The sequence below is a fragment of the Streptococcus sp. DD13 genome, assembly GCF_001578875.1.
Classification (GTDB): domain Bacteria; phylum Bacillota; class Bacilli; order Lactobacillales; family Streptococcaceae; genus Streptococcus.
The window spans coordinates 973,979-998,403 of sequence record NZ_KQ969506.1; the positions used below are offsets into that span (position 1 = coordinate 973,979).

The window sequence follows — 24,425 nt, forward strand, 5'->3', positions numbered from 1 at the left end:
AAAGGAGGGTATCCAATTTATCTGCAAGGGCAAGGATCGCACCAACCTTAGTTTCTGGAAGGGCACCATCTGCTGCATCAGGAAGGTAGTGCTCACGGATAGCGGTCGCTACCGCAGCATCTTCACCAGCGAGGAGGGCGTATTTTTCACCCATGATTCCTTGCAATTCATCGAACTCTCCGACCATACCCGTCAAGAGGTCAAATTTGTAGATTTCAGCTGCACGAGCGACGGCTGCTCTTTCTTCCGCCGTCAAACCAGCTTGCTCAGCTAGTGACGCTGCAATGACACCCGCACGCGCCATGTGTTCTGATAGAGAACCAATTTTTTCATGGAAAGTCACGTGTGCCAATTTCGCAACGAGGTCTTCAATCTTCAATTTTTGGTCTTCACGCCAGAAGAACTCCCCATCTTCGAGACGCGCCACCAAGACTTTTTCATTTCCTCGAACGACATTTTCCAAGTGGGCTGCGTTCCCATTCCGGACTGAGATGAAGTTTGGTTTGAGCTGACCATTCAGGTCACGTACTACAAAGTAACGTTGATGCGTTTCCATTGAGGTCACCAAGACTTCTTCTGGAACCTCCAAATATTTAGTGTCAAAACTTCCCATAAAGGCAGTTGGGTATTCGACCAAGTTCAAGACTTCATTCAAAAGACCTTCTTCGATTTGAACTTGAACACCTTGTTCTGCTTCGATAGCCTTGATTTGCTCCCGAATCATATTTTCACGTTCTTTGCTATCCGCAATCACGTAAACGGTACGAAGGTCTTCTTCATAAGAATCCGCATTGGTAATTTCCACTTCGTGTCCAAGGAAACGATGCCCACGGCTCACACGACCTGAGGTGATATCCAAGAAATCAAGGTCGAGCGCTTCGTCGCCCAAAAGAACGGTCAAGGTGTGAACAGGGCGAATGTATTCAAAGGTGTTGTTGGCCCAGTGCATGCTAACAGGGAATGTCAATGAAGCAAGCACTTCTGGAAGGCCAGCCAGAACTTCTTTAGCTGGTTTTCCAGATTCGTGCTTGGTCACATAAACGTACTCTTCCCCTTTGACTTCACGGAATTCGATATCCTCAACGGTCAAGCCTTTTCCACGGACAAATCCCTGAGCTGCTTTTGAGAAGTTTCCATCGCTATCTAAGGCGATTTTCTTAGAAGGCCCTTTGAAATCTTCGGTCAAATCCGTTTGTTGATCCGCCAAACCAATGACACGGACAGCCAAGCGGCGTGGTGTCGAGAAGGTTTGAAGGCTGTCGTATGAAAGACGGTTGTCATCCAAGAAGGCTGCCATTTTTTCACCGAGTTGTTTTTCACTTGGTGTGACAACGTAGGCTGGCAACTCTTCAAGTCCTAGTTCTACTAATAAGTTTTTTGTCATGTTTTTTCTCCGAAAAATATCTTTTTTTCCAGTTTGCCTTATGTGATTGGCACGCAAGCAACCGACTTCGTCGTTTCATTGCTAAAATTGGAGCCTAAGGTCTCCAATTTTGCCTGGTATCGTTAGTTTCTCTAACGATACCTTTATCACTGCAGCAACTGGTTCTGTAGGATTGCTCGATCATCCAATCCCATCTAATAGGCTCTCTTTACTCTTCCTCTTCTGCTAGGAGTTTGGCGCGTGTGGCTTCGTCGAGTAGTGGGTAACCGAGTTTTTTGCGTTCTGCGACGAAGGTTTTGGCTACGACACGGGCCAGGTTCCGGATGCGAGCAATGTAACCGGCACGTTCTGTAACGGATACCGCTCCACGAGCGTCAAGCAGATTGAAGGTATGGGAGCATTTCAAAACGTAATCATAGGCTGGGTGAACAAGGCCTAATTCCAAAGCACGCCCTGCTTCTTTTTCAAATTTCTCAAAGTTTTCAAGAAGCATGTCTTGGTCAGAAACTTCAAAGCTGTATTTGGAGTGTTCATATTCTGGTTGAAGGAAGATTTCTCCGTATTTCACACCTGGAGCCCACTCAATATCGTAAACAGAATCTACTTCTTGGATGTAAGAAGCCAAGCGTTCCAATCCATAAGTGACCTCAGCGGTAACAGGGCCAGTTGCCAACCCACCCACTTGTTGGAAGTAGGTGAACTGTGTGATTTCCATCCCGTCAAGCCACACTTCCCAACCAAGACCTGCTGATCCAGTTGATGGGTTTTCCCAGTTGTCTTCAACGAAACGAATATCGTGTTCCAATGGATTGATCCCCAATTTTTCCAACGACTCAAGGTAGAGTTCTTGGATGTTTGATGGTGATGGTTTCATAACCACTTGGAATTGGTGGTGTTGGTAAAGACGGTTAGGGTTTTCCCCATAACGACCGTCAGCTGGACGACGAGATGGCTCTACATAAGCCGCATTCCACGGCTCAGGACCAATGGCACGAAGGAAGGTGTACGGACTCATGGTTCCCGCACCCTTCTCATTATCATAAGCCTGCATGAGCATACAACCCTGGTCATTCCAGTATTGCTGCAAAGTAAGGATGATTTCCTGGAAAGTCAATTTTTTAGACATGTTTTACTCCTTTTTCTATAATTTCTTGCGACACGAGTCTGCCTCGTCGATTTTACGAGGCAAGACGAGTTAGTACTGCGTCTAGCTCAGGCACCCTAGTGCTGAGCGTGGGGCAGTCCGACTATAAGGAGGTAGCTGCCACTGAAGCAGTGGAAAGTCAATTTTTTGGACATATTTTACTCCTTATTCATAAAGTTTCTTGTGACTCAGGATACAAAAAGAACCGTGTCTCTGCTCCTAAGTCATGTGACCTAGGGGCGTCAGAAACGCGGTTCCACCCTGATTTATTACTTCATTTTGTTCAATTTTTATCCGAAAGCGCCATCTGTATCGTTGACTTGCTTGGCTTCCACCACCCCAAACTCGCTTAAAAATTCTCTCGAAAAGACCTCTTTCAATAGACCCATTCTATCAAAAATTCCTATACTTGTCTAGCTATATCCATCATCAGTGGTTCGTTCGTTTCAAAGGCTGAATAAATCTTAAGTATCCACTACTTGCTCTGGTATCACTTCAAAAGGAAGGGAACTAAAACTTAATAAAAGGAAAAGATTATGCCTGACAATCGGATGGACCTCGTCTCTTCAGAGATCGGAGAAAGAAACCTGGATTCATCTATGCCCTTCAAGAGGGGACAAAAAAGCTTTGCTCGTCTGTACAATCACTCCTTCTATTGATAAAAGGAGTCATTGCAAGCAAGGAGAATGATCAACGAAACGCGTCCCCTATAGGAAGAAGGAAGCTACTTGATCGGGTATTTCTTTTAAATACTTATTGACGAGGGTCCCTTTATTTGATAGGCTAGGGGAATAGAACTGATTTCGCAAGTAAAGAAAAGAGGAGCTAGGGTAGGTGGCACGAATCTTATTAATCGAAGACAATAATGATATCCAAGAGATTTTATATAGTCTGTTAAGGGAAGACCATGAGGTGCTTCAGGCTTATTCCGGTACAGAAGGTTTGCGACTCTTCCAGCAAGAAGCGATTGACTTGATTCTTCTGGATATCATGCTTCCTGGAAAAAATGGCGATCAGGTCCTAGAAGAAGTCCGCAGGCAGAGTCGGGTGCCTGTCATAATGCTGACAGCCCTGGGGGACAAGCACCTCATTAGCCAGTATCTCCTCGCAGGTGCCAATGATTATATCGTCAAGCCCTTTAATCTAGATGAGGTCTACGCGCGGGTGACGGTGCAGTTGAGAAATCAAGGAGTCCCTATACAGAATCGTCAACAATCGAAAAAACAAATAGTTAAGAATGTGCTCCTAAATCCGGAAACCTTTGAACTGGAGTCGGGCGATCAGACGCTTCGCTTGGGTAAAAAAGAATTCCAAATTTTTGAGACCTTGCTGGCGCATCCAAAGAAGATTTTTACCAAAGAAGAATTATATGAGGCGGTCTGGGAGGAAGCTTATCTACCTGGGGACAACACCCTCAACGCTCAACTGAGCAATCTTCGAAAAAAAATTGCTCAACTGGATCCAAATGAGGACTATATCGAAACGATTTGGGGCTTGGGTGTTCGCTTGAAAGGAGATCAGTAATGTGGGGATTGGTTTTCACTCTAGTCGTCCTTGTCCTTCTCTTGGGGTTGGGCTACGTTCGCCTGCTTTCTGCCTTAAAGGATTTAAAGGAGCAGATTCAAGAAAAACTTCAAAGCGGGAGTGGCGTACGGCTAGCGTCCCGTGTATCAAAAAAAGAATTCGTCACCTTGACCAAGCAAATCGAGGGGCTCTTTGAACAGATCGAGCGGACCAATCGGATCGCCTTTAAAGAAAAAAGACCATGGATATGGCCATCAGTAATATTGCCCACGATATCCGGACGCCTTTGACCATCGCATCGGGTTATACCCAACAAATCATCAAGGGAGGGACGCAAGAGAGGGAAAAACTCAATAAAATTGCTTCCAATCTTCAAGTCGTCTCCAAGCGCTTGGAGTCTCTCTTGGAATACAGACGCTTGATGGAAGGAGCGATTCAGCCTCAAATTTCGGATGTCAATCTCAGTCAAGTCTTAACCCAGCAGTTATTCCAATATTACGATAGCTTGTCGGAAGCAGGGATTGCCTTAGAAGTAGAGCTCGAAGAGGAGCTTCATTATGCTAGTGACCCTGAGCTTTGGGAGCGTCTCTTGCAAAATATGCTCAGCAATGTCCTCAAGCATGGAAAGGACCAGGCGCGCTTGACCTTGGTCTCGGACGCAGACACGATTCGGCTCGAATTGCGCAATATCGTACAACAACCAATCCAGCACTTAGACCAACTAGCTAGTCGCTTCTACTCAGAAAATCTATCGGATACAGAAGAGTCATCTGGCTTAGGCCTTTACATCATTCAAAATTTTGTAGAGATTTTAGGGGGCGACTTACAACTAGCGACAGAGGCAGACTGGTTTCTCTTGACCATTACACTAAGAAAAAAGGCTTGAGCACTCGTCAAGCCTTTTTGTTATAAATCTTTGTGCTTAAAAGTAGCGAGTCCTAGGAAACCGAAAACAAGGATGAATCCAAGAGCGATCACGAGAGTGTTGACCATTGCTGTTGTACTTTGGACCATGGAATATTGGAATTCCAAATTGAGATAGTGGAAAATCTCAATATCTTTAAAGAAGAGCGCAGGCAGGCTTAAGAAGAGATTTCCAACGAAGTAGCCGACAAAGGCCAGGGTAATGGATTGGCTAGCGTAAAGGAGAAAGGAAGTAATGCTGACCCAAGCCAAGGTAGAGAGAAACTGAAGTAGGAAGGTCAAACCAAAATGAGACACGAAATGCTCAGGCATGACTCCCATTCCATTGCAGAGGGTCGCAAGTAAGAAGACAAAACCATAAACAACTAGAAATTGAAAGAGGGCAATGGTCAGGATAACCGCACTTTTTGCAAAGTAATAGCTGGTGCGCGAAACGCCGTAGGCCAGACTATTTTTGTATAAGTTTTGTGTTAGGTCCGTTCCCAGAACCAAGGTGACGATAATTATCGTAAAGAAGATGGTCATACTGATGCTGGCAGAGTAATTGGTCAAGGCTTTAAAGCCCGTCCAAACTTCTGTCGCTTGGGGGAGTGTGGATTCCGTATTGACACCAAAGTGAGCAGTCGCTCCAAAAATGACTCCAGCCAGGATGAGGAGGATGAGAATGGCTTCTGTAATCCAAAAACCTTTGGAGCGAAAAAGTCTGTAAAAATCAGCTTGAATCGTATGCAACATGATAAAACTCCTAAATAAATATATAGCCTAAATACTGCAAGAAGACGGTGTTCGGGTTCCTTCTAATCTACCAAGTCTGTAAAGAATTTTTCCAGATCTTGGCGGGCATAGTAGATTTCGTCTACATCAATATCTGCTTGAACCAAAGCTTTGACGATCACTTTAATATCATGGGTCTGTCCGAAGATATGGATCACACCGTCCTTATCAATGACCTTGATCCGATGATGAAGCTCATCTTGGATGAGTTGACTGGCCAAAGCTAACTGGTTGGTCTTAAGGATGATGTAATCTTCTCCCTGTTCTTCGAATTCAGCCTTGCTAATCTCTTTGATCAGGCGCCCTTGATCGACAATGCCAAAGCGATTGGCAACCAGATAGAGTTCGGAGAGGATATGACTGGAAATGAGAATGGTCATCCCAAGTTCGTCATTAAGGCGCTTGATCATCTGACGGAATTCCTTGATCCCGACAGGATCAAGGCCATTGATCGGCTCGTCCAAAATGAGAAAATCAGGCTTGGCAATGAGCGCAATCGCGATTCCCAAGCGTTGTTTCATTCCGAGAGAAAAATCTCGGAACTTCTTCTTCCCTGTGTTCTTTAGACCGACATAATTCAGGGTTTCTTTGATGACCTGGTCAGGATTTGGGATATGAGCTACCTTACAAAAGTAGAACAAGTTTTGATAGGCGGTCATATGCTTGTGGGCTACAGGGCTTTCAATGACGGATCCAACGCGCTTTAGAGCTTGTGTCCACTGGGAACGATTCGTCGAAGAAAAGAGAGAGACACTTCCATCAGTTTCTTGAATCAGCTGGGTGATCACCTTGATCAGTGTGGTCTTTCCTGCTCCATTTTTACCGATGAGTCCATAGACATCCCCTTTGTGAATGGTGAGATTCACATCATTTAAGGCGTATTGATGACCAAATTTTTTACTCAACTGGGAAATTTCTAATACTTTTTCCATGGCTTTCTCCTTCGTCCAAATGACTAGTTGTTTTCTTTACATTCTTAGTATACAGCTTGCTTTTCAAATAACTATCAAGCAATTCTCAAATATTTCTAAAAAAAATGCAGAAAAGAATTCTTATAAAATAAAAATGTTGAATAGGTGACTCTCCAAAGAAATAAAAAGAATTTCGACTATTGAAATTCAATCCTAAATATACTGAAACTTTCCACCGTGAGAAAAGAGGCTGGGACAAAAGTCCTAGCCTCTCCATTGTTTTTGGATGGTTGAGCAAGACGCAGTGGTTGAGTGGGCTCTACTCGGCTGATTTCATCCGCTTTTACAGCCCGACTCAACTGTGCAGAGGTGGGACAACCAAATCGACTTCTAACGAATGACCGATTTCTGTCCCACTTTCTCGAAATGGTTGGAACCTTAGTCCCGATTCGAAATCTAGCCCCAGCACTTCCAAGAGCAAGAAAATCTTTTGCTGTCTATTCGTGATGGCAAGCGTTGGATTGTAGGTTCACTTGATGATCGACTCCTTCAATCAAGAAATCATTGAGCTATCCCTTACATAGTAGCGGTCATCTGGAGGAATCCGACTAGCTCCGCTCCTAAAATGTCACCGTGTCTGGATCTAGAGCACGATTCTCTACTGTGATTTCTCTTAATTTCAGCTTATCCTCTTCTGAAAGTAGAATGTCTGGCAGGTCAATATTTTCACGAATGCGACTGAACGTCACGGATTTAGGAAGCGGTACAAAGCCCTCTTGTATAGACCAAGCCAAGGACAACTGGGCAACGGTCACACCATATTTTTGGGATAATTCCAGCATGACAGGATGTTGGAACAACTCTCCTCTCCCTAGAGGGGCCCATGCTGTTAAGAGGATGTTTTTGTCCCGACAAAAGTCTACGACTTCTTTTTGGTAAACACCCGGTGCCAGGCGGATTTGGTTGACAGCTGGTACGATCCGCGCCGATTCCAAGAGAGCTTCCAGGTGATGGACCATAAAGTTGCTGACGCCGATACTTCGTACCTTTCCTGTTTCAACGAGCTCTTCCAGGGCTCTCCAAGTTTCCCGATTAGCGCTCTGCCATTGATCTCGAAGAGCAAGAGGGTTTGGCCAATGAATCAAGTAAAGGTCAATGTAGTCGAGCCCTAAGCGATCCAACGATTCTTGAAAGGCCACCTTGGCCTTGCCATAATCATGTGCATCATTCCACAACTTGGTCGTGACAAAGATTTCCTCCCGAGGAATGCCCGAATCTTTGATGGCTTTCCCAACAGCTTCTTCGTTTTGATACAAGGCTGCTGTATCAATATGGCGGTACCCTGCACGCAAGGCTTCACGAACCGCTTCATAGACCTCCTGATCCTTTGCTTCATAGGTCCCAAATCCAATAGCTGGGATGCGATGGCCGTCGTTTAGAGTGATGGTGTTCATCGACTGTCCTCCAATCCTTTTTTTGTATTTTCCTTAATGGTTTGCGCAGAATGCGCTAATTTCGCCTTTTCTTCATCTGTCAAGGTCAACATGAGACTTTCTTCGATTCCTTGGGCACCAACAATGGCAGGATAACCAAGATAAGTTCCATAATCAGCGACATAGTGAGATACTGGTAACTCCTCATGACGATCCTCTAAGACAGCTAGAATCAAGCGTTTGGCTGCAGCAGCTATCCCAAAATTCGTGTAAAATTTTCCAAAAAAGACTGTATGTCCCCCTCTAAGGGATTCATGATTGATACTAGCCAATTCTTCCTGACTCAGTAATTCTGTAATCGGACGTCCTTTAACCCGCACTTGACTCCAAGCAACAAATTGTGAATTCCCGTGTTCTCCTAGATTATAGCCTGATACACTCGAAGGGTCGAGCGCCAGCCGTTCCCCCACTGCTCGTTTCATACGGGCCGTGTCTAAAAGAGTCCCCGATCCAATCACCCGCTCCTTTGGAAAACCCGTGTATTTCTGGTAAAGCTGGGTCACTGCATCCACTGGGTTGGTGACGACTAGCAATATTCCTTGGAAGCCTGACGCTTTCAAATCAGCCGAAACCTGGATAACTTGCTGGCTGGTAAAGGGTAACTCGGCAAAGCGATCATCACTATTATTGGCTTGCGACTTAATATCTCCTAAGGTGGAGATCACAATATCCGCATCTGCTAGAGCCTGATAGTCATTGACGATAATCCGAACGGACTGACCAGAATTTGCAGCAGTATCCCTAAAATCCAAGGCATCTGCTTCTACCTTTTTTACATTCGTATCGATCAGGACATACTGATCAAAGGTCTGACTAAGGATGAGACTGTGGGCCAAGGTGGCTCCTACATGTCCGATTCCGATAATGCCAATTTTGCGTCCCATATATAATCCCTCCTAGATTTGTTCAAGATTCTCTCTCAAGAAAATCTTTGCTTTTCTTTTAACAGCAGAAAATCCTTGCACTTCTTCGAAAAAAGAGAAGGCAAAGATCTTTCTTATTTTTTATCAAAGGAGTCGGTCTTCTCCCTAGCGATGGTTCAGTTTTTTGGTAAAGTAATCTCCGATAAATTGAATGGTGAAAATCAAGACCAGAATGAGCAAGGTTGCAACCAAGGTGAGGTCTGAACGGAAGTTGTTATATCCGTCTGATACTGCAACTTTCCCTAGACCACCTGCCCCGATAGCTCCTGCCATCGCTGTATAGCCAACCAAGGAGATGAGCGTCAACGTCGTCACCCGAATCAAATCCGGAAGAGCCTCGCGAAGATAGACTTTTACAATATCCCAAAGGGTTCCACCGGAAGCTTGAGCTGCCTCAATCACCCCACGGTCCAAGTCTGCGAGTACCACCTGCACCTGACGGGCATAGAAAGGAAAGACTGATAAAGAGAGGGGAACGACCGCGGCTTGGACCCCAAATTCTGTACCGACCAGACTACGTGTCACAGGAGCGATCACTGCCAAGAGGATAACAAAAGGGAAGGCCCGGAAAAGGGAGACGATCTTGTCTAATACAGAAAAGACAAAGCGATTTTGTAAGACTCCTCTAGGACCTGTCAAAACGAGGAACAAGCCCGAGACCAGACCGAGTAGTCCGCCCCAGATAAATCCCCATAACGTCATATATAAGGTAGCATAAATCGCTGAGAGCCAGCCTTCTGTCCCAAGTAGGGCATTGTCATACAAGCCCATCTTAATGACATTTGGAAAATGCTGTTGAAAAAATGTTGCGATCTGTTCCATCTATTTTCCCTCCTTTAATACAGATAACTGGACACCCCGATCTTGAATCGCTTGACAGGAAGCTTCGACAGTTTGAGGGGTTCCAGACAGGATCACGACCATCTCCCCAACTGGTGTATGTTCCAAAATCTCGATATTGCCATAGAGGATATTGGCCGTCACACCGTATTCTTTATAGATTTCATTGAGCAAGGGCTCATCTGTCGTGGAAGCTCCTGCATATTTGAGACGAACCAGTCTGCTTCCCTTCGCCAAGTCCCGGACCACTGGTTGCAGATAGATTTTCTCCAGAGCTTCATCGATTCCTGTCGCTGTTTTGATAAATTCCTGTGTCAGCTCTTCTTTGGGATCTGAAAAAATATCCAAGACAGACCCTTCTTCTAAAAGCTCTCCATTTTGCATGACCGCTACACGGTTACAAATATCTTTTACAATCTGCATTTCGTGGGTAATCATGATGACTGTCAGACCAAGTTTTTCGTTCAATTCTTGTAAGAGTGCTAAAATTTGCTTGGTCGTTTTTGGATCCAATGCCGATGTCGATTCATCTGAGATGAGAATTTTTGGGTCATTGGCCAAGGCCCGCGCGATCGCTACCCGTTGCTTTTGACCACCAGATAGTTGGGCTGGATAGTTGTCCGCCCGGTCTGCCAGATCCACCAGTTCTAGTAGTTTCCGGACTTTTTCCGCCTTTTCTTCTTTTGAAAGACCTGAATGACGAAGGGCAAAGGCAACATTTTGTGAAGCTGTCCACTGTGCCATAAGATTGAAATGTTGGAAGATCATTCCGATATCTCGTCTCTTCTGACGGAGAGCCGCAGCTTTCAAGAGTGGTTTCTTATCAAAGATGAGGTCTCCATCGATCGTAATCTGACCAGCCGTTGGCTCCTGCAAGAGATTCACCACACGAACCAGGGTAGACTTCCCAGCTCCAGAATATCCTACGATTCCGTAAATATCTCCTTGATGGATATGAATCGTGACATTTTTCACCGCCTCAATCGTTTTTTCTTTTGATGAAAGGTCACATCAATGTTATCTAATTTTACAATTTCCTTACTCATAAGATGCAATCAACTCCTCTACTAGTTCAATATGGGTCACATAATCTTCTATCGCAATATTTTCATCTCCCCCATGATCCCGGCTGTTGGCATGGCCCAATCCAACACCAGCCATCGGTACTTCCAAAGCATGATAGACCGCATGCATGGGACCAGTTCCTGGAGAGGTTGGTAAGACTGCTACACCATCCGCATAGTAATCTTTGGCTAGGTCAATCAACTTCAAGATAGAAGGTGCAGACATATCCGAGCGATAGGACTCTTCTCCTAGGGTATAGATGACTTGAACCTGGTTAAAGCCATTGGCTTTTAAATGCTTTTCAATTTCTGAGAGGACAAAAGTTGGATGAAGGCCAGGCACTAGGCGTACTTCCATCTTGGCTTTGGCAGAGGCAGGCAGAATGGTTTTGACCCCTGCCCCTTGATAGCCTGTCGACAGTCCTTCAATATTAATCGCAGGCTCAAAATACAAGCGTCTCAGCAAATCCTCTGGATCCTCATCAAGAGTCGCAAGATTTAGTCCATAGACTGCTATTAAATCTTCTCGTTTGGTTAAGCCATAAGCCGCCACAAGGTCCAATTCCCGCTGATTAGGCTCTCGCAGTTGCTCGTAAATACTTGGAATAGCTAAACGTCCATCCTCCTTGCGGAGGCTATCGATCGCTCGCAAGAGGTACCAGGACGCAGAGTCAATCACCCCTCCGAAAGAAGAGTGGATATCCACGTTGGCACTATCCACCACTAGATCGAAGGTTACGATTCCTTTGTTTCCACCCGAAATTTCCAACTGACCTAACGGATTTCTTCGCCCTTGCTCCCATAGAAGGAGATCCGCGCCTCTCAGTCGATCTTTGTACTTGTCCAAGTAGTGCTCCAAGTCGACAGATGCGGATTCTTCAGCGCCTTCCATGATAAAGGTCACATGGACAGGAAGGGACCCATGCTCTGCCAAATAGCGCTTAACAGCTGTCAGTCGAGCCACGATATGCCCCTTATCGTCATCTACCCCTCGTGCATACAGGTAATCTTCATGACGAGTCAGCTCAAACGGACCTCCATAGGTCCAAACCTGATCCCCATCTGCAGGTTGGGTATCATAATGATTATAAAAAATCAGGGTTTTCGCGTCTGGTTGATCGGATTTAAACTGAGCAATAACAAACGGAGCTGTGTAGGTTTCGTCCACCAACACCTCTGCTCCAGCCCGTTCAAACTCTTCCTTCAACAAATAAGCGACATCCTTTAAGCCAATCCCTTGAGCATAAATTGATTTGCGTGCAATCAATTCCTTAAAAAATGAAAGTTCCTCTTGGATATATGGATCTGTATCAAACTTGTTGACTTGCTCTTCCTTGCTATAAAATGGCATCTGAATCCCTCCTAAAAACAGGAAGAGGAACTAGGCCGAACCCAGTCCCATCCTCTTGATATCTCTGTCCCTCTTCCTAGGACAGACAGGTTCCCCTGTTATTTCTTCACAGAATCCCAGATTGGAATTTCTGCACCTTTGGTTTTTTCTTCATAGATTTTTGCAATATCTTCAGAGTTGTAGGCTGCCACTAACTTCTTGATCGCGTCAGCTTTGTCTGAGGATTCCCAACCCTTCTTCGCTGCAATAATGTTGTACCATTGCTCAGTGATGTCAGATGGTTTTTCTACGAAGATAGCAGTTGACACATCAATACCACCTTGTTGAGCGTAGTTTGTGTTGATCACGGCTGCATCCAGTGAACCACGTGCACGAACCAATTGCTCAGCAGATACTTCTTGAATGTCCAAGTTTTTGCTGTTTTCAGTGATGTTTGCTTTTGTCGCAAGACCATTGTTTTCTACTTTCAACTTGATCAAACCAGCTTGCTCAAGAAGGTAAAGGGCGCGACTTTCATTGGTTGCATCGTTTGGAATCCCAACCTTTGCTCCATTTGGAATGTCTTCAACCTTGCTGTAACGTTCTTTATCTCCGTCTACACCAGAGTACAAGCGAATTGGGGTATAGATGGTGTATCCTGCGATTTGCAAATCTGCCTTGTTTTCTTTGTTCCAGTTGTTCAAGAAATAGATATGTTGGAAAGCATTGACGTCCACTTCATCTTGATTCAAGGCTTTGTTTGGTTGCGTATAGTCTGTGTATTCTTTCAATTCAATCTTTACGCCTTCGCTTTTCACCTTTTCAGCAACTTTTGTCCAAACATCTTTAGACGTGTCGTTCAGGGTCATCACACCCACACGAAGCGTCGTTTCTTTAGAGGATCCTGATCCGCTTGTAGCATTTGAGCTAGAAGAAGATGGTGCGCAGGCTGCAAGAGCGATCCCAGCTGTTGTTGCAAGAGCAAGTGCTCCAAATACTTTTTTTAATTTCATATTTTTCTCCTTTTATTTTACTCCGTTGGAGTCATCACTATCTATAAGTCTAGCAGAAGTTTGGTCATTTGCCTATTATAGATTTCTTATATGTCCCTTAAAAAATTTTTATGACGCTTTGAACCATCATACAAAAGGAACCATCCCCTCCAACCTCTGATCAACATCAAGCTCCCTATCCCTATACTTCATTCACAAAAAATTGAAAAAGTTTTTGGTTGCAAGGACACTTTTGGATCAAGAACTCTGGATGCCACTGGATCCCGATTAAACGGTTTTTTCGATCTTCATAAGCTTCTATAGTCCCATCTCTCGGGTCTCGTGCTGTCACTTCTAAACCATATCCCAGTTTCTTAATGGATTGATGGTGAAAGGAATTGATTTCAATCCCTTCTCCACACAATTGGCTCAGGAGACTACCTGTTTGAACCTGAATCCGGTGGCTGGTCCCTGACTTTTCATCTTGCCAATGATTGGAAACATCCTGATGGAGACTCCCACCAAGAGCCACGTTTAACAGTTGCATCCCCCGACAGACAGCAAAGATTGGCTTTCCTTGCTTCAACGCCTCCACAATCAAGGCTACCTCGAAATAATCCCGTTCTAAAAAGTAATGCTTGGGGTCTCCATGGTCTTCTTCTCCATACCATTTTGGATAGACATCTTGCCCGCCAGATAGGATGAGCTTATCGATAGATGCGATATAATCTGCAGCTAGCTCCGGCTTCCCCAGTGGTATCACAAAAGGAATCCCGCCTGACTGCCGCACCCCTTCTGACAGACCGGATGGGACCAAATCATACCGTTCAGCTGTCAAGCGAGGGATTGGTAATTCATTTCCTGAAATGCCAATAATCGGCTTTGCCATTCTGCTTCCTCCTTTTGTTTTGTTCTATTGTACTACCACTTTTTTCCCTTCGTCTAATATATATCTTTAAAGGAGGGTTAAAGAAAATTAATCAAGACAAGTCTACGATTGCAACAATCCCCTCCTCTTAATAGCCTTGTTTGATTCCGTCATACAAAAATCCCCCAAAAGAGAGTTTCATCCTCTTTTTGGGGGACTGCTTTTCAGGATCTGGTCTATTTAGCAAACCTTCATTTATTCAGCTTCTTCATCAAATTGGGAATTATAAAGATCTGCATAGAAGCCTTGCTCTTTCATCAGCGCTTCATGGTTCCCCTGCTCGATGATATTGCCATCTTTCATCACCAAAATCAAATCTGCATTGCGGATTGTCGAGAGACGGTGAGCGATCACAAAGGAAGTCCGGCCACTCATGAGTTTGTCCATGGCTTGTTGGATCAATTCTTCTGTCCGTGTATCGACAGAGGAGGTCGCCTCATCCAGTATGAGGAGAGGGGCATCCTTCAAGAGGGCACGAGCAATCGTAAGGAGCTGCTTTTGGCCGACAGACAGGGTCACGGAATCGTCCAACACGGTATCATAGCCTTTCGGTAAGGTCTTGATAAAGTGGTGAACTCCGACATCACGACAGGCTTGCTCTAGCTGATCTTGGCTAATTCCTATCTGGTTGTAGATCAAGTTTTCCTTGACTGTTCCTTCAAAAAGCCAAGTATCTTGCAAGACCATCGAAAAGGCATCATGGACTTCTTGACGAGTCATCTCTCGGGTATCCACGCCATCAATCGTAATCTTTCCGCTATTGATTTCGTAGAAGCGCATGAGAAGATTGACAATCGTGGTCTTCCCAGCTCCGGTCGGGCCAACGATCGCAATCTTTTGCCCCGTTTTTGCTTGTGCCGAAAAGTCATGGATGATGGTCTTGTCAGACGTATAGCCAAAGTTCACATGCTCAAAGCCTACCTCTCCCTTCACCGTTTGCAATTGTGGCTGTTTGTCTTTTTCATTTTGCATTTCATCTTCATTCAAAAATTCAAAGACCCGCTTCATCCCAGCCTGAGCTTGTTGCAATTGTCCAATAGCTTGAGCGAGCTGGGACAAGGGTTGAGAAAAGATGCGAACGTAAATCATAAAGGCCACGATAGTGCCCATGCTGACACTGCCATCTAGCATCCACATCGCCCCGAATACACAGACCATCACATAGCCAAAATTGCCGATGAATTGCATGAAGGGAAGCATAATCCCAGAGATAAACTGAGACTGCCACATACTGGTGTAAAGAGAGCGATTCAACTGTTGAAACTGCTCCTTAACGTGAGCGACAGCGGAGTAGGACTTGACGACATTATGGCCAGAGTAGATTTCCTCAACATAGGAAGAAACCTGAGAAAGATTATTCTGCTGGCGATTAAAGAGAGGCTGAGAAGACGCCATCAAAAGGACGACCACGACAAAACCAAGCAAGACAGAAAGAATCGCAACCAGTGCCAAACGACCGTTGGTATGAATCATCATGACAACTGAAGCAATCAACAGCACACCGCTTGACACGAGAGTCCCTAGACTTTGTTGGAGGGATTGGGACATCGTATCCACATCGTTCGTCACGCGCGATAAGGTATCTCCTTGATTATGCGCATCAAAGTAGGAGAGAGGAACACGGTTAATCTTCTCTGCAATCTCTGTCCGCATGCGTCTAGAAAAGTTCTGCACTACGGTCGTAAAGATATACTGCTGTCCATAGGCTAACAGAGCTGCTACTCCATATAAGAAGGCCAATTCGACCGCGATCTGAGAGACCTTATCTACCTCTACATCACTGGCAGATGTCAGGGCTTTTGAAATGGTATTGGTGATTTCGGAAATGCGATCCGGCCCGATCACGGTGATGATACTAGAGAGAACCGCAGCCAACGAGGCCAGGAGCAACCAGAAACGTGCCCCTTTCAGATAAGGTTGGATTTGTTTCATCAAAGAAGGCTCTTTTTTATTTGCCATTTTCTAATTCCTCCTGTGATAATTGTGAATAGGCGATCTCCTGATAGACACGATTGGTCTTTAGGAGCTCTTCGTGTCGCCCTTGTCCAACAACCTTCCCCTCTTCGAGGACTAAGATTTGGTCTGCATCCATAATGGTCGAAATCCGTTGGGCCACGATTAATTTAGTCGTTTGCGCTGTCTTTTCAGCAAGGTCATGCCGCAGCTGCTTATCTGTCTTGTAGTCTAGAGCTGAGAAGGAATCATCAAAGATCAGAACTTCAGGTTTGCGGGCTAAAGCACGAGCGATGGCCAAACGTTGGCGTTGCCCTCCAGAGAAGTTGGTCCCTCCTTGAGCCACTTCTGCATCCAGTCCTGCCTCCTTGCTGTCAACAAATTCCTTGGCCTGAGCCAGCTCCAAGGCCTCCCACATCGCTTCATCCGAGAGAGGGGACTCTGAGGAATCACCAAAGTCCAGATTGGATCGGATGGTCCCACTATAGAGCACAGGCTTTTGTGGGATGTATCCAATTTTTGCATTTAGGTCATTTTCGGAATAATCTTGGATCTTAATACCATCTAGTTTAATCCAGCCACCTGTCGGATCATAAAAGCGGGGAAGGAGGCTGATTAACGTCGACTTCCCAGATCCAGTCGATCCGATGAAGGCAACCGTTTCACCAGCCTTCGCCTTAAAGTGAACATGTTCAATCACATCCGCAGACTCTCTTGCATATCGGAAGGAGACATCATGAAACTCAATCTCTCCAACATTTCCATTGCTCTGCTTCTGAGTTTCCTCAGGGAAGAGAACGGAGGGTTTCAAGTCCAACACTTCATTAATCCGGCGGGAGGAAACGAGGGCCCGTGGCAGGATCATAAAGACCGCTGCCATCAGCATGAAACCTAGGATGACCTGCATTCCATACGAAGAAAACACCACCATGTCTGAAAAGATCGTAACCCGCTCTTGCATGGACTGTGCCAGAGCTGTTTGGGAAGCCGTTTGAAGACTGACATTATTGATCAAATAGCCTCCAATCCAGTAAACAGCCAGAGTCAAACCAGAAGAAACCAAGGTCATGACCGGATTCATCAGGGACATGAGCCGGAAAATAAAGAGATTCAGGCGGGTCATATCCTGGTTCACCTTGCTATACTTCGCATCCTGGTAGTCTTCAGCATTGTAAGCCCGAACGACACGAATCCCAGATAAGGTTTCTCGTGTCACTGCATTGAGATTGTCTGTCATCTCCTGTACCTTGCTCTGCCGTGGAAAAGCCACTCCTAGCAGGACCGCTAAAAGGACGATGACGATCAAAGCAGCCACTCCTAAAGACATGGTCCACTCAGAACTTTCCCCCCAGATCTTGGTCAGGGCCCAAAAGGCCATGATCGGCCCCATGGTCACCACTTGGAGACCAGTCGTAATCAAAATCTGCAATTGGGTCAAGTCATTGGTTGTTCGGGTCAGCAAGCTAGGGATGGAAAAGCGCTTGATCTCCGCATCCGAGTAATCCATGACCTGATCAAAAATATCCCCCCGCAAGCGCGTGGTAAAACTCGCTGCCACCCGTGATGCAATCAAGCCCACTAGTACAGCTGACAAAAAACTCAAGAAGGAAAACCCAATCATCTTCCAGCCAGGTCCCATGATCTGGGCAACCGTTGTGTCTGGTGTATTGAGTAGGGTCGTAACCTCTGACATATAGTCCGGTACCTTCAAGTTAGACCAGACTTCTACACACACGAATAGGACACTGACCAAAATCTGAAACCATTCCTTGCGTGTGAGCCGTTTAAAAATCTTAAGCATCTTCTTCTCCTTGTGTGATATTCTCCTCGATGCGCCTCCAGACACGGACCGCTTGACGAACCTCTTCCTTAGTCAGCCCTCGAAACAGGCGACGGTGAAATTCTTCGATAAAAACTTGGACTTTCTGACCTGCCTCTCGTCCATCATCTGTCAGGACCACTTGCTTTTTGCGCTTGTCCACGAGCGATGGAATGACTTGGATATAGCCGTTTTTCTCCATTCGCTTGATCAGGCCAGAAGCCACAGATTTGGAAATCTGCGCCTTTCGTTCGATATCCTTGATAAAAACCTCATTGTCCTGATGGTTGAGCAAATACACCAGGGTAAAGCCTTGCGGACCAGCCAAGTCTTCAACCCCATACCGCTTAGCCGTAGCGCGTGCCTCTTTTTCTAAGCGCATCCCAAACTGCCGAAAATGTTCAAAACTCCCTTTCATGACCTTCTCCTTTCCGGGATTAGTTCTTATAGAAACTATTTTAGTTCTTATGCGAACTATTGTCAAGGAAAAAGCTGAAAACTTTCCACCCTACAAAAAAGAGAGAATCAACAGTCTTTTAGAATGGGCAATTCAACACCGACCAGTTGCTCTACGAGTCTTCTTTTTTAAAATAGCCAACAAATCCTTCTATCTATTGCAATTCACTCTGTGAATACATATGGTAGAAAGATGTTGCTATTTCTAAATCATTTTCTTCCAACATCAGGATTCACTTAGCAAATCCTACCTCTATCGATTCAACAAAATTTCCTTGAATAACCGTTTTCAATAAGTTGTCAACCTCAAAAGACGATAATAAAAGTCAGTTATTAAATTTAAAGATTTCTGAAAGAGGCTAGAACAAAAGTCCTAGCCTCTCAATTGTTTTTGGATTGTCGAGCAAGACACAGTGGTTAAGTGGGTAGGAGCATCAAAATATAGGTCATCCCCCATCATTAAACGATTGAAAATATTCTTTATTTAAAGTTTCTGGCTGACGGTTCATATCCCTCTATTTCTCCTTTAGCTGACCATTCTTAACCAACTTTTTGTAATAGCGTTTACTATACCATTCGCGGTCACTAATCTCCAAATATTCTTTGTATTCCATCGGATACTTATGGATATAGTAGGCTTGCACAATGTGAACATTGATAAGAAAAGCTATTAAATAGGCATAAACAACAAACCAAAGAATCAAAAGTAAACCGAAAGGATAAAAATACCACAAAACCGGTAAATTGTTTACCTGATGATACATTAAAGATACTGGAAAAAGAAAGACCATTATTCCTAAGGCAATCAACAAGACTTTCTTCAAAAGTACCTTTTCATCTTCATCATTCAAGCGTCGTTTTAAATTCTTGATTTTATTAACAATTATCCAGATAAAAAGAGCGATTCCTACTATCAGCTGAAGCCAGAATCCCAGCAGAGTGTTGGCATCGTAGGCCACAGCACTTGCTAAGTAGAAGACTGCTAAAAACGCAGAAGATACCCATGGAAAATAGAGAGGGAAATAGGTAAAGACCTGACTGCTTAAGCGCTTCTTCGGCCAAAAAACAGGAATAGAAGCGAATAGATAAGTTAAGTAGAATAGCAGACTAACAGGTTTTAAAAATGCCGCCATAGATCGAATCAAAACAGTTGAAGCATAAGATATATAATATACTTCACCTTCTAAACCAATACTACTTGGCATAGCAATTGTTATAAAATATCCTATAACACCAAAAAAGATAAACATACAAAAACCAACTGTAAAGAGGCGATTTAGTAGGCTCATATGGATAGGATTTGGCATCCCTGCAGTCAATGAATACTTCCCACTGGTTACAATTTTCTTACTGTTTTCAAAATCAGCACCAAATATACTTACTCTCTTCATTATTTAGCCTCCAAACCATGACGTAACAGTCTTCCATCCACTAGCAAGAGCTTTACCAACGTTTTTAGCTGTCTTAACTGCCCCATCGTATGCATCAAATTTTTCTACATTGCTTAGCGCAATAAAGTTCAACAATATTCACTAGAAGTCAAAAAGTCACTATTGCATCTCTTGACTTTAAAACAAACATTAATCTCCATATTTTAAAATAGCTTAAATCATCTCAAAACTTTCTTCTTTACTTATCTAATTCTTTTGTCAAAATAGCTCCATCTGGTCCAACACTCACTTCTAGATAGACATCTGGATTGTCATCAGCTCTACATATCACACTAATTTCCCCCTCCTCAAACCGTTGTGACAATTTCAAGATTCTAACAATGTAATTTTGATTGAACCCAACAAAAGCAATTCCCAACAAAAGACCTGCAAATATAATCTTAAAAATCTCTCCTCCAATCGGTTGCCCCAACAAGTCTTTAAAGCGGGAAATAAAATCATAGACATAGTAGAAACCTACCGCAGGGATAGTAAATAAGAGTGCATTAAAATATAAAAAAGCACCTTTACTAAAACCTTTTTCCGTCTTTTCCTCTTCGTCTTGATTTTCGTCATCGGGATAAATCATAGTAGTCAGACAAACCGTTTGGGTAGTCACTTGAGCTATATTGACATTTCTATACAAGGCTCGTTCTACAAGGAGAGTGACAAAAGCAAATTCTGCTATCCAGATAAGAATAACACTCCAAAAAGTAGTCATGCTATAAGTTCCTTGTAAAAATAGACTAAAGAAGGAAGAAATGCCACTTCCGCTAGCTATAAAGAAAACAACTAATAGAGGAATATGCCTGTTCATTTTACTTGATTTCTCTGTATCTAATAGTTTACTCTTTGGAGCTTCTAAAACTTCATGGGTCTTACGATCAAAATAAATGGCTTTGTCATAATATTGATTCAAATAAAAACGACGTCTTCTAAAAAACATATTGATCTCTTTCTATTTTCTTTATTCTATTTCCTTTTTGACGCAATGATTTCTATATCGCTCAACTGCCTTCAACCATCGTATCATATTATTTTGCCACAGCAAGAGAGCTGCGACCGCTGGCAAAATCCCCATCAGGCTTAAAGGAAATATCTCACTACCAATGGGTGTTCCCATCATCTTCAAAACGAGCATGGAGAGGACAGAAATCGGACCCACCAAGCCCATGACAGCCATAAAGACTGTGAAAACCCAAGCGAATAGCTTCTTACTAAGGGTAACCTTCTTATCTGAAAAATTATTCCAAAAGAGATTGCTATTGACGGCTCTTCTGAAGTTTTCCTTGCTGGTAGGCTCCGCTAGGGAAACATTTTTGTAGAGTGCTCGCTCCACAATCACCAATAGTAAAATGACTTCCAGCAACCAAGTTAGCAGAAAATAAATCAGGGTTCCATAGCTATAGACACCCGTAAAAAAGCGCGTTGCTGGCAAAATCTGCAGGATGCCACTCATCGCCAAAAGAGCACAAATCGACAAGATGATGTGTTTTCGATTTCCACGCGCCGCAGCTGTATTTAAGAGTTTACTCTTAGGAGCTGCTAGGGGATTTCGTGGCTCATCGACATGGACATATATGGCCTGGCCTTGGCTCTCCCCTATATAAATTACTTTCCTAAAAAACATGTTTGTCTTTCTCCTCTAAGCAACTGATTTTCTTAAAATGGTAGTCTGCTCTAAACCTATCTGAAGTACTAGTCTTCTCCTGTTTCTTTCCCTGACAGTTCTGGATGCTTCTTCAAGTAGGCTTTTCCATACCATTCTTCGACAGACTGGCCCTCCCACTCACGGTAGTCTTCTGGGTATTTCCATTTGTAATAGGCATGAAGAAAATAAGGAAAACCGATAAAAATAACGATGGCGAACAATACAAAGTTACAAAAAATCCATAACAGCAAAAAACCAAATCCTTTTATTGAGTTTGAAACATCTATTGCAAAAAATCCCAGAAGATGCTTTACGATAATAGCTAGTCCTAAAATTCCCATCCCATAGAGAGCAATCATTTTTGCAATCTTATTACGAAATGTCTCTTTCAATACCTCACCATACATGAGTTTCCTTAACCCCTCTAACTCAACAGTAAACATCCAGCAAATAATCATCACAATGAAAGCAACTATCCCAATAATTTCCCAAGAGGCTAAATTTGCTAATAGAAAGTCTAAAAAGATTAGATCCATTTCCAATAAGAACCAAATCATAAATGTAAAAGCATGAAACTGATAACGATACGGTAATAAGTAGGTTCGCTTAATAAATTTCCCAATCACAACTAAGGATAGCCAGATGATAAGTAAAATCAGAAAAACATTTGCTGTTAACGACTCGTGCTCAGCTATTGGGAGGGTCAAGGTATCACTTTCATGCAGTTGCATAGAGATAGCCAGCAAGATAAAGTTAAAGCCAACAGGAAAAATAAGGCTTAAAATAAAACTTCGAATGCGAAACCAAAGAGAAGCATGCCCATTCTTAAAAAACTTCACAGTCTTATCATGTTGCTCTTGCTGTAACTTTCTAAAACCATCATCCTCAAGATTGAGGCTTTCTTCAAAACTTGCCTTAAAAATAGATTGTTTCTTCATTGACTCCCTCCAATTTTATGACACTATTGATCGATTGGTCTAAAACTTCTACTCCTCATATTCTGGGTGTTTGCGTACATAGCGTGCCGCCTGAACTCCATCCACTATGAGAGCTGGGAAAACGAAGTTCATCAAGATGCCCAAGAAAACACCAAAGACATTCTCAATGTAACCAGTGAGAATAGCTGGTGCTAACAATACAGCTACAAAAGCAACTCCAAAATTAAACAATCGCTCTTTCTTCTTGTTATTGTCTTTACCACCATAAGTCTCCCATCGGTTGAAAGCCCAGATTTTCCCCTGATTTTTAGGAAGATAATACCAGGAGTAGAGACCTGTAGAAAAAAGCAGGATAAAGAGAGCTACCAGATTATAAGCTAGCGCCAAGCCTGAATAGATTTCATCTTTACCAACTAGCATAACCAAGCCTGCAAAAGTAATGTCAATGTTTAAAATCAAAACAAGTATAGAAACAAAAAGATAGATAAAACTCTTAAATCTCACAATAAAACGATCGAAGAAAGAGAGTGGGATTGCTAAACCACTAATGAACATGAAAATAATGAACAAGTTTTTATAAATGCCAATATGATCGACATAGGTTGTCCCAAAATACGCCATAAAAGAGAATGCTAAGCTAATCCAAGATAGAAGCTTGATATAGCCTAGACTAACACCATCTGTAATCAAAGGGCCGTGGTAGCGTTCTTCGATCACTACTTTCTTTTTCTTTGAAGCTTTTGTCATGAACTCCCTTTCCTTGTCTGGACTGATAACTTTAATTCAAGCAAACTAATTGCCATTATGTTCCTGCTGGAAGACTTCCATAGCCTTGAACTGTTCTAGTTCTTTTTCATCTCGAGGTTCAAAACCAAGGTATTTATACTTGAAATATTTTAAAAGAGCACTTGGTCCAAAGCTACTTTGATTCCATGGTGCATAGTAAAATTCAGCAGATAAGTTCGTGCCAAGAACTTTTATCGTACAAGAAGACCACAATGCTTGTTCTTCTTTTTGAAAAATTTCTCTAAGCTCCCAAGCCAATCTAAAGGTGCGTCTTTCATTTTCCTTAAATTCTGAAATAGGAATACTATATTGCTTTGGTATATAGAGATTGTAGATATACTCATTTTTCCCTTCTTCATTAAAGAAATAATATACTCCTCCTCCATCAGAAGAAAGATTAATGCCGATATAAAGATTATCCCAAGCTACTGGTATTGCCTCATTAACACTCTGTGCGATCTCACGAATTTTTTCATTAATTTGTGTTTCCAACCCATCCTCCAATTTAGGTTCAAATGAGTCTGTGTTTTGGCAACTCTGCTTCTAGTATACCACATCCCATATTTACCAGCTCTGATCAAACCACAAGAAAACCACCGCGAGGGTGGTTCTTTTTTATCAATCGTCAAACACTCCGCCTGTGAGTTGGTACATGAGGTAAATGTGCTCTAGGACTTTTACTTTATCCATGTGATCTACATCTTTAAAGCCTCCCAGAGCTAACAGAGGGACAAAACCAAAGCATTGAGTGTAATCAAGCAACCCGTATTTTTCTATCGCCTCATGATAAAGAGGTAGGTCAAAATAATCATCTGAGAAATCTTTATCATATACAAATTTTATAAACAGTGGCATCTTTTCAAATATGGTATCAAATATTCCATCCTTATATTTTACCATTCTTAAATATTGTTTCTCTTCGCAAACAATAATATCTCCAAAAGCTGTCACGAACATGGGGAAGGCAACATGACCCATGAAGTAACTATCTCGGAGTAAATCAATATAATCATCTGGATTAATGACTTTCAGATAGCCATCAAGAAACGTTCCCAGACCATCTTCTTTCCAGATTTGAACTAACTCTGCTGGAACTTGATCCTTGTATTTTTCAATCACTTCTTGAGGCATGTCTGCCACTTTGGTAAAGTTTTTTAACAT

At 43.2% G+C, this 24,425-nt stretch carries 21 protein-coding genes and 2 pseudogenes; 2 read left to right on the top strand and 21 right to left on the bottom strand.

Features of this window, described 5'->3' with window-relative positions:
* Window positions 1-1,384, bottom strand: a 1,384-nt coding sequence (glyS, locus tag STRDD13_RS04550) for a glycine--tRNA ligase subunit beta (RefSeq protein ID WP_067102447.1), incomplete at its 3' end; no start/stop codon positions are given.
* A gap of 208 nt (window positions 1,385-1,592) precedes the next feature.
* Window positions 1,593-2,510, bottom strand: a complete 918-nt coding sequence (gene glyQ, locus STRDD13_RS04555) for a glycine--tRNA ligase subunit alpha (protein WP_000038760.1) — start codon at window positions 2,508-2,510, stop codon at window positions 1,593-1,595.
* 852 nt (window positions 2,511-3,362) lie between these two features.
* Between glyQ and STRDD13_RS04560 the strand changes: the two genes are divergently transcribed.
* On the top strand, window positions 3,363-4,052 hold the full coding sequence (locus STRDD13_RS04560; RefSeq protein WP_067102449.1) for a response regulator transcription factor: 690 nt from the start codon (window positions 3,363-3,365) through the stop codon (window positions 4,050-4,052).
* Window positions 4,052-4,938, top strand: a pseudogene (locus STRDD13_RS04565) (sensor histidine kinase). The gene STRDD13_RS04560 and the pseudogene STRDD13_RS04565 overlap by 1 nt, the downstream one beginning before the upstream one ends.
* A 20-nt stretch (window positions 4,939-4,958) precedes the next feature.
* Here STRDD13_RS04565 and STRDD13_RS04570 read toward each other — a convergent pair.
* The 19 genes and pseudogenes from STRDD13_RS04570 to STRDD13_RS04660 form a co-directional block, all read right to left on the bottom strand.
* A complete protein-coding gene (locus STRDD13_RS04570; protein WP_067102451.1) occupies window positions 4,959-5,711 on the bottom strand; it encodes an ABC transporter permease in 753 nt (250 codons plus the stop codon).
* Between the two features lie 62 nt (window positions 5,712-5,773).
* Window positions 5,774-6,682 (bottom strand): ATP-binding cassette domain-containing protein, encoded by a 909-nt coding sequence (locus tag STRDD13_RS04575; RefSeq protein WP_067102459.1) that lies wholly within the window; start codon window positions 6,680-6,682, stop codon window positions 5,774-5,776.
* A gap of 599 nt (window positions 6,683-7,281) precedes the next feature.
* Window positions 7,282-8,115: an aldo/keto reductase gene (locus tag STRDD13_RS04580; RefSeq protein ID WP_067102461.1), complete on the bottom strand. Its 834-nt coding sequence runs from the start codon at window positions 8,113-8,115 to the stop codon at window positions 7,282-7,284.
* Complete coding sequence (locus tag STRDD13_RS04585; RefSeq protein WP_067102465.1) at window positions 8,112-9,038, bottom strand: L-lactate dehydrogenase; 927 nt, start codon at window positions 9,036-9,038, stop codon at window positions 8,112-8,114. Before STRDD13_RS04585 ends, STRDD13_RS04580 begins: the two co-directional genes overlap by 4 nt.
* A gap of 144 nt (window positions 9,039-9,182) precedes the next feature.
* Window positions 9,183-9,890 carry a methionine ABC transporter permease gene (locus tag STRDD13_RS04590; RefSeq protein WP_443031068.1) on the bottom strand — a complete coding sequence of 236 codons (708 nt, stop codon included), beginning with the start codon at window positions 9,888-9,890 and terminating at the stop codon, window positions 9,183-9,185.
* A gap of 9 nt (window positions 9,891-9,899) precedes the next feature.
* Window positions 9,900-10,963 (bottom strand): annotated as a pseudogene (locus tag STRDD13_RS04595) (methionine ABC transporter ATP-binding protein).
* Entirely contained in the window at window positions 10,956-12,332 is a 1,377-nt protein-coding gene (locus tag STRDD13_RS04600) for a M20/M25/M40 family metallo-hydrolase (protein ID WP_067102469.1), read from the bottom strand. The pseudogene STRDD13_RS04595 and the gene STRDD13_RS04600 overlap by 8 nt, the downstream one beginning before the upstream one ends.
* A gap of 98 nt (window positions 12,333-12,430) precedes the next feature.
* Entirely contained in the window at window positions 12,431-13,324 is an 894-nt protein-coding gene (locus STRDD13_RS04605; protein ID WP_067102470.1) for a MetQ/NlpA family ABC transporter substrate-binding protein, read from the bottom strand.
* A 181-nt stretch (window positions 13,325-13,505) separates the two neighbouring features.
* On the bottom strand, window positions 13,506-14,192 hold the full coding sequence (locus STRDD13_RS04610) for a gamma-glutamyl-gamma-aminobutyrate hydrolase family protein (protein ID WP_067102471.1): 687 nt from the start codon (window positions 14,190-14,192) through the stop codon (window positions 13,506-13,508).
* Window positions 14,193-14,426: 234 nt separating this feature from the next.
* Window positions 14,427-16,190 carry an ABC transporter ATP-binding protein gene (locus tag STRDD13_RS04615; protein ID WP_067102474.1) on the bottom strand — a complete coding sequence of 588 codons (1,764 nt, stop codon included), beginning with the start codon at window positions 16,188-16,190 and terminating at the stop codon, window positions 14,427-14,429.
* Window positions 16,180-17,985: an ABC transporter ATP-binding protein gene (locus STRDD13_RS04620; RefSeq protein WP_067102484.1), complete on the bottom strand. Its 1,806-nt coding sequence runs from the start codon at window positions 17,983-17,985 to the stop codon at window positions 16,180-16,182. Before STRDD13_RS04620 ends, STRDD13_RS04615 begins: the two co-directional genes overlap by 11 nt.
* A complete protein-coding gene (locus STRDD13_RS04625) occupies window positions 17,978-18,421 on the bottom strand; it encodes a MarR family winged helix-turn-helix transcriptional regulator (protein ID WP_067102487.1) in 444 nt (147 codons plus the stop codon). Before STRDD13_RS04625 ends, STRDD13_RS04620 begins: the two co-directional genes overlap by 8 nt.
* A gap of 553 nt (window positions 18,422-18,974) precedes the next feature.
* The gene (locus tag STRDD13_RS04630) at window positions 18,975-19,850 is read right to left on the bottom strand and encodes a beta-carotene 15,15'-monooxygenase (protein WP_067102489.1); all 876 of its coding nucleotides are present in this window, start codon (window positions 19,848-19,850) and stop codon (window positions 18,975-18,977) included.
* Window positions 19,851-20,088: 238 nt separating this feature from the next.
* On the bottom strand, window positions 20,089-20,835 hold the full coding sequence (locus STRDD13_RS04635) for a hypothetical protein (protein WP_067102492.1): 747 nt from the start codon (window positions 20,833-20,835) through the stop codon (window positions 20,089-20,091).
* A gap of 21 nt (window positions 20,836-20,856) precedes the next feature.
* Entirely contained in the window at window positions 20,857-21,519 is a 663-nt protein-coding gene (locus STRDD13_RS08600) for a hypothetical protein (protein ID WP_067102494.1), read from the bottom strand.
* A 68-nt stretch (window positions 21,520-21,587) separates the two neighbouring features.
* Window positions 21,588-22,478 (bottom strand): hypothetical protein, encoded by an 891-nt coding sequence (locus STRDD13_RS04645; protein ID WP_067102496.1) that lies wholly within the window; start codon window positions 22,476-22,478, stop codon window positions 21,588-21,590.
* A 48-nt stretch (window positions 22,479-22,526) separates the two neighbouring features.
* The gene (locus tag STRDD13_RS04650; RefSeq protein ID WP_067102499.1) at window positions 22,527-23,225 is read right to left on the bottom strand and encodes a hypothetical protein; all 699 of its coding nucleotides are present in this window, start codon (window positions 23,223-23,225) and stop codon (window positions 22,527-22,529) included.
* Between the two features lie 45 nt (window positions 23,226-23,270).
* Window positions 23,271-23,756, bottom strand: a complete 486-nt coding sequence (locus STRDD13_RS04655; protein ID WP_067102502.1) for an immunity protein YezG family protein — start codon at window positions 23,754-23,756, stop codon at window positions 23,271-23,273.
* A gap of 126 nt (window positions 23,757-23,882) precedes the next feature.
* Window positions 23,883-24,425, bottom strand: coding sequence for a T6SS immunity protein Tdi1 domain-containing protein (locus tag STRDD13_RS04660; RefSeq protein WP_067102505.1), 543 nt, complete (start codon window positions 24,423-24,425; stop codon window positions 23,883-23,885).

Excerpts from the sequence above, each read along its gene's own strand:
- STRDD13_RS04615 (WP_067102474.1), bottom strand. The coding sequence starts at position 16,190 with ATGGCAAATAAAAAAGAGCCTTCTTTGATGAAACAAATCCAACCTTAT.
- STRDD13_RS04575 (WP_067102459.1), bottom strand. The coding sequence starts at position 6,682 with ATGGAAAAAGTATTAGAAATTTCCCAGTTGAGTAAAAAATTTGGTCAT.
- STRDD13_RS04580 (WP_067102461.1), bottom strand. The coding sequence starts at position 8,115 with ATGAACACCATCACTCTAAACGACGGCCATCGCATCCCAGCTATTGGA.
- STRDD13_RS04570 (WP_067102451.1), bottom strand. The coding sequence starts at position 5,711 with ATGTTGCATACGATTCAAGCTGATTTTTACAGACTTTTTCGCTCCAAA.
- STRDD13_RS08600 (WP_067102494.1), bottom strand. The coding sequence starts at position 21,519 with ATGTTTTTTAGGAAAGTAATTTATATAGGGGAGAGCCAAGGCCAGGCC.
- STRDD13_RS04600 (WP_067102469.1), bottom strand. The coding sequence starts at position 12,332 with ATGCCATTTTATAGCAAGGAAGAGCAAGTCAACAAGTTTGATACAGAT.
- glyQ (WP_000038760.1), bottom strand. The coding sequence starts at position 2,510 with ATGTCTAAAAAATTGACTTTCCAGGAAATCATCCTTACTTTGCAGCAA.
- STRDD13_RS04620 (WP_067102484.1), bottom strand. The coding sequence starts at position 17,985 with ATGCTTAAGATTTTTAAACGGCTCACACGCAAGGAATGGTTTCAGATT.
- STRDD13_RS04585 (WP_067102465.1), bottom strand. The coding sequence starts at position 9,038 with ATGGGACGCAAAATTGGCATTATCGGAATCGGACATGTAGGAGCCACC.
- STRDD13_RS04610 (WP_067102471.1), bottom strand. The coding sequence starts at position 14,192 with ATGGCAAAGCCGATTATTGGCATTTCAGGAAATGAATTACCAATCCCT.
- STRDD13_RS04635 (WP_067102492.1), bottom strand. The coding sequence starts at position 20,835 with ATGTTTTTTAGAAGACGTCGTTTTTATTTGAATCAATATTATGACAAA.
- STRDD13_RS04660 (WP_067102505.1), bottom strand. The coding sequence starts at position 24,425 with ATGTTAAAAAACTTTACCAAAGTGGCAGACATGCCTCAAGAAGTGATT.
- STRDD13_RS04645 (WP_067102496.1), bottom strand. The coding sequence starts at position 22,478 with ATGAAGAAACAATCTATTTTTAAGGCAAGTTTTGAAGAAAGCCTCAAT.
- STRDD13_RS04625 (WP_067102487.1), bottom strand. The coding sequence starts at position 18,421 with ATGAAAGGGAGTTTTGAACATTTTCGGCAGTTTGGGATGCGCTTAGAA.
- STRDD13_RS04650 (WP_067102499.1), bottom strand. The coding sequence starts at position 23,225 with ATGACAAAAGCTTCAAAGAAAAAGAAAGTAGTGATCGAAGAACGCTAC.
- STRDD13_RS04630 (WP_067102489.1), bottom strand. The coding sequence starts at position 19,850 with ATGAAGAGAGTAAGTATATTTGGTGCTGATTTTGAAAACAGTAAGAAA.
- STRDD13_RS04605 (WP_067102470.1), bottom strand. The coding sequence starts at position 13,324 with ATGAAATTAAAAAAAGTATTTGGAGCACTTGCTCTTGCAACAACAGCT.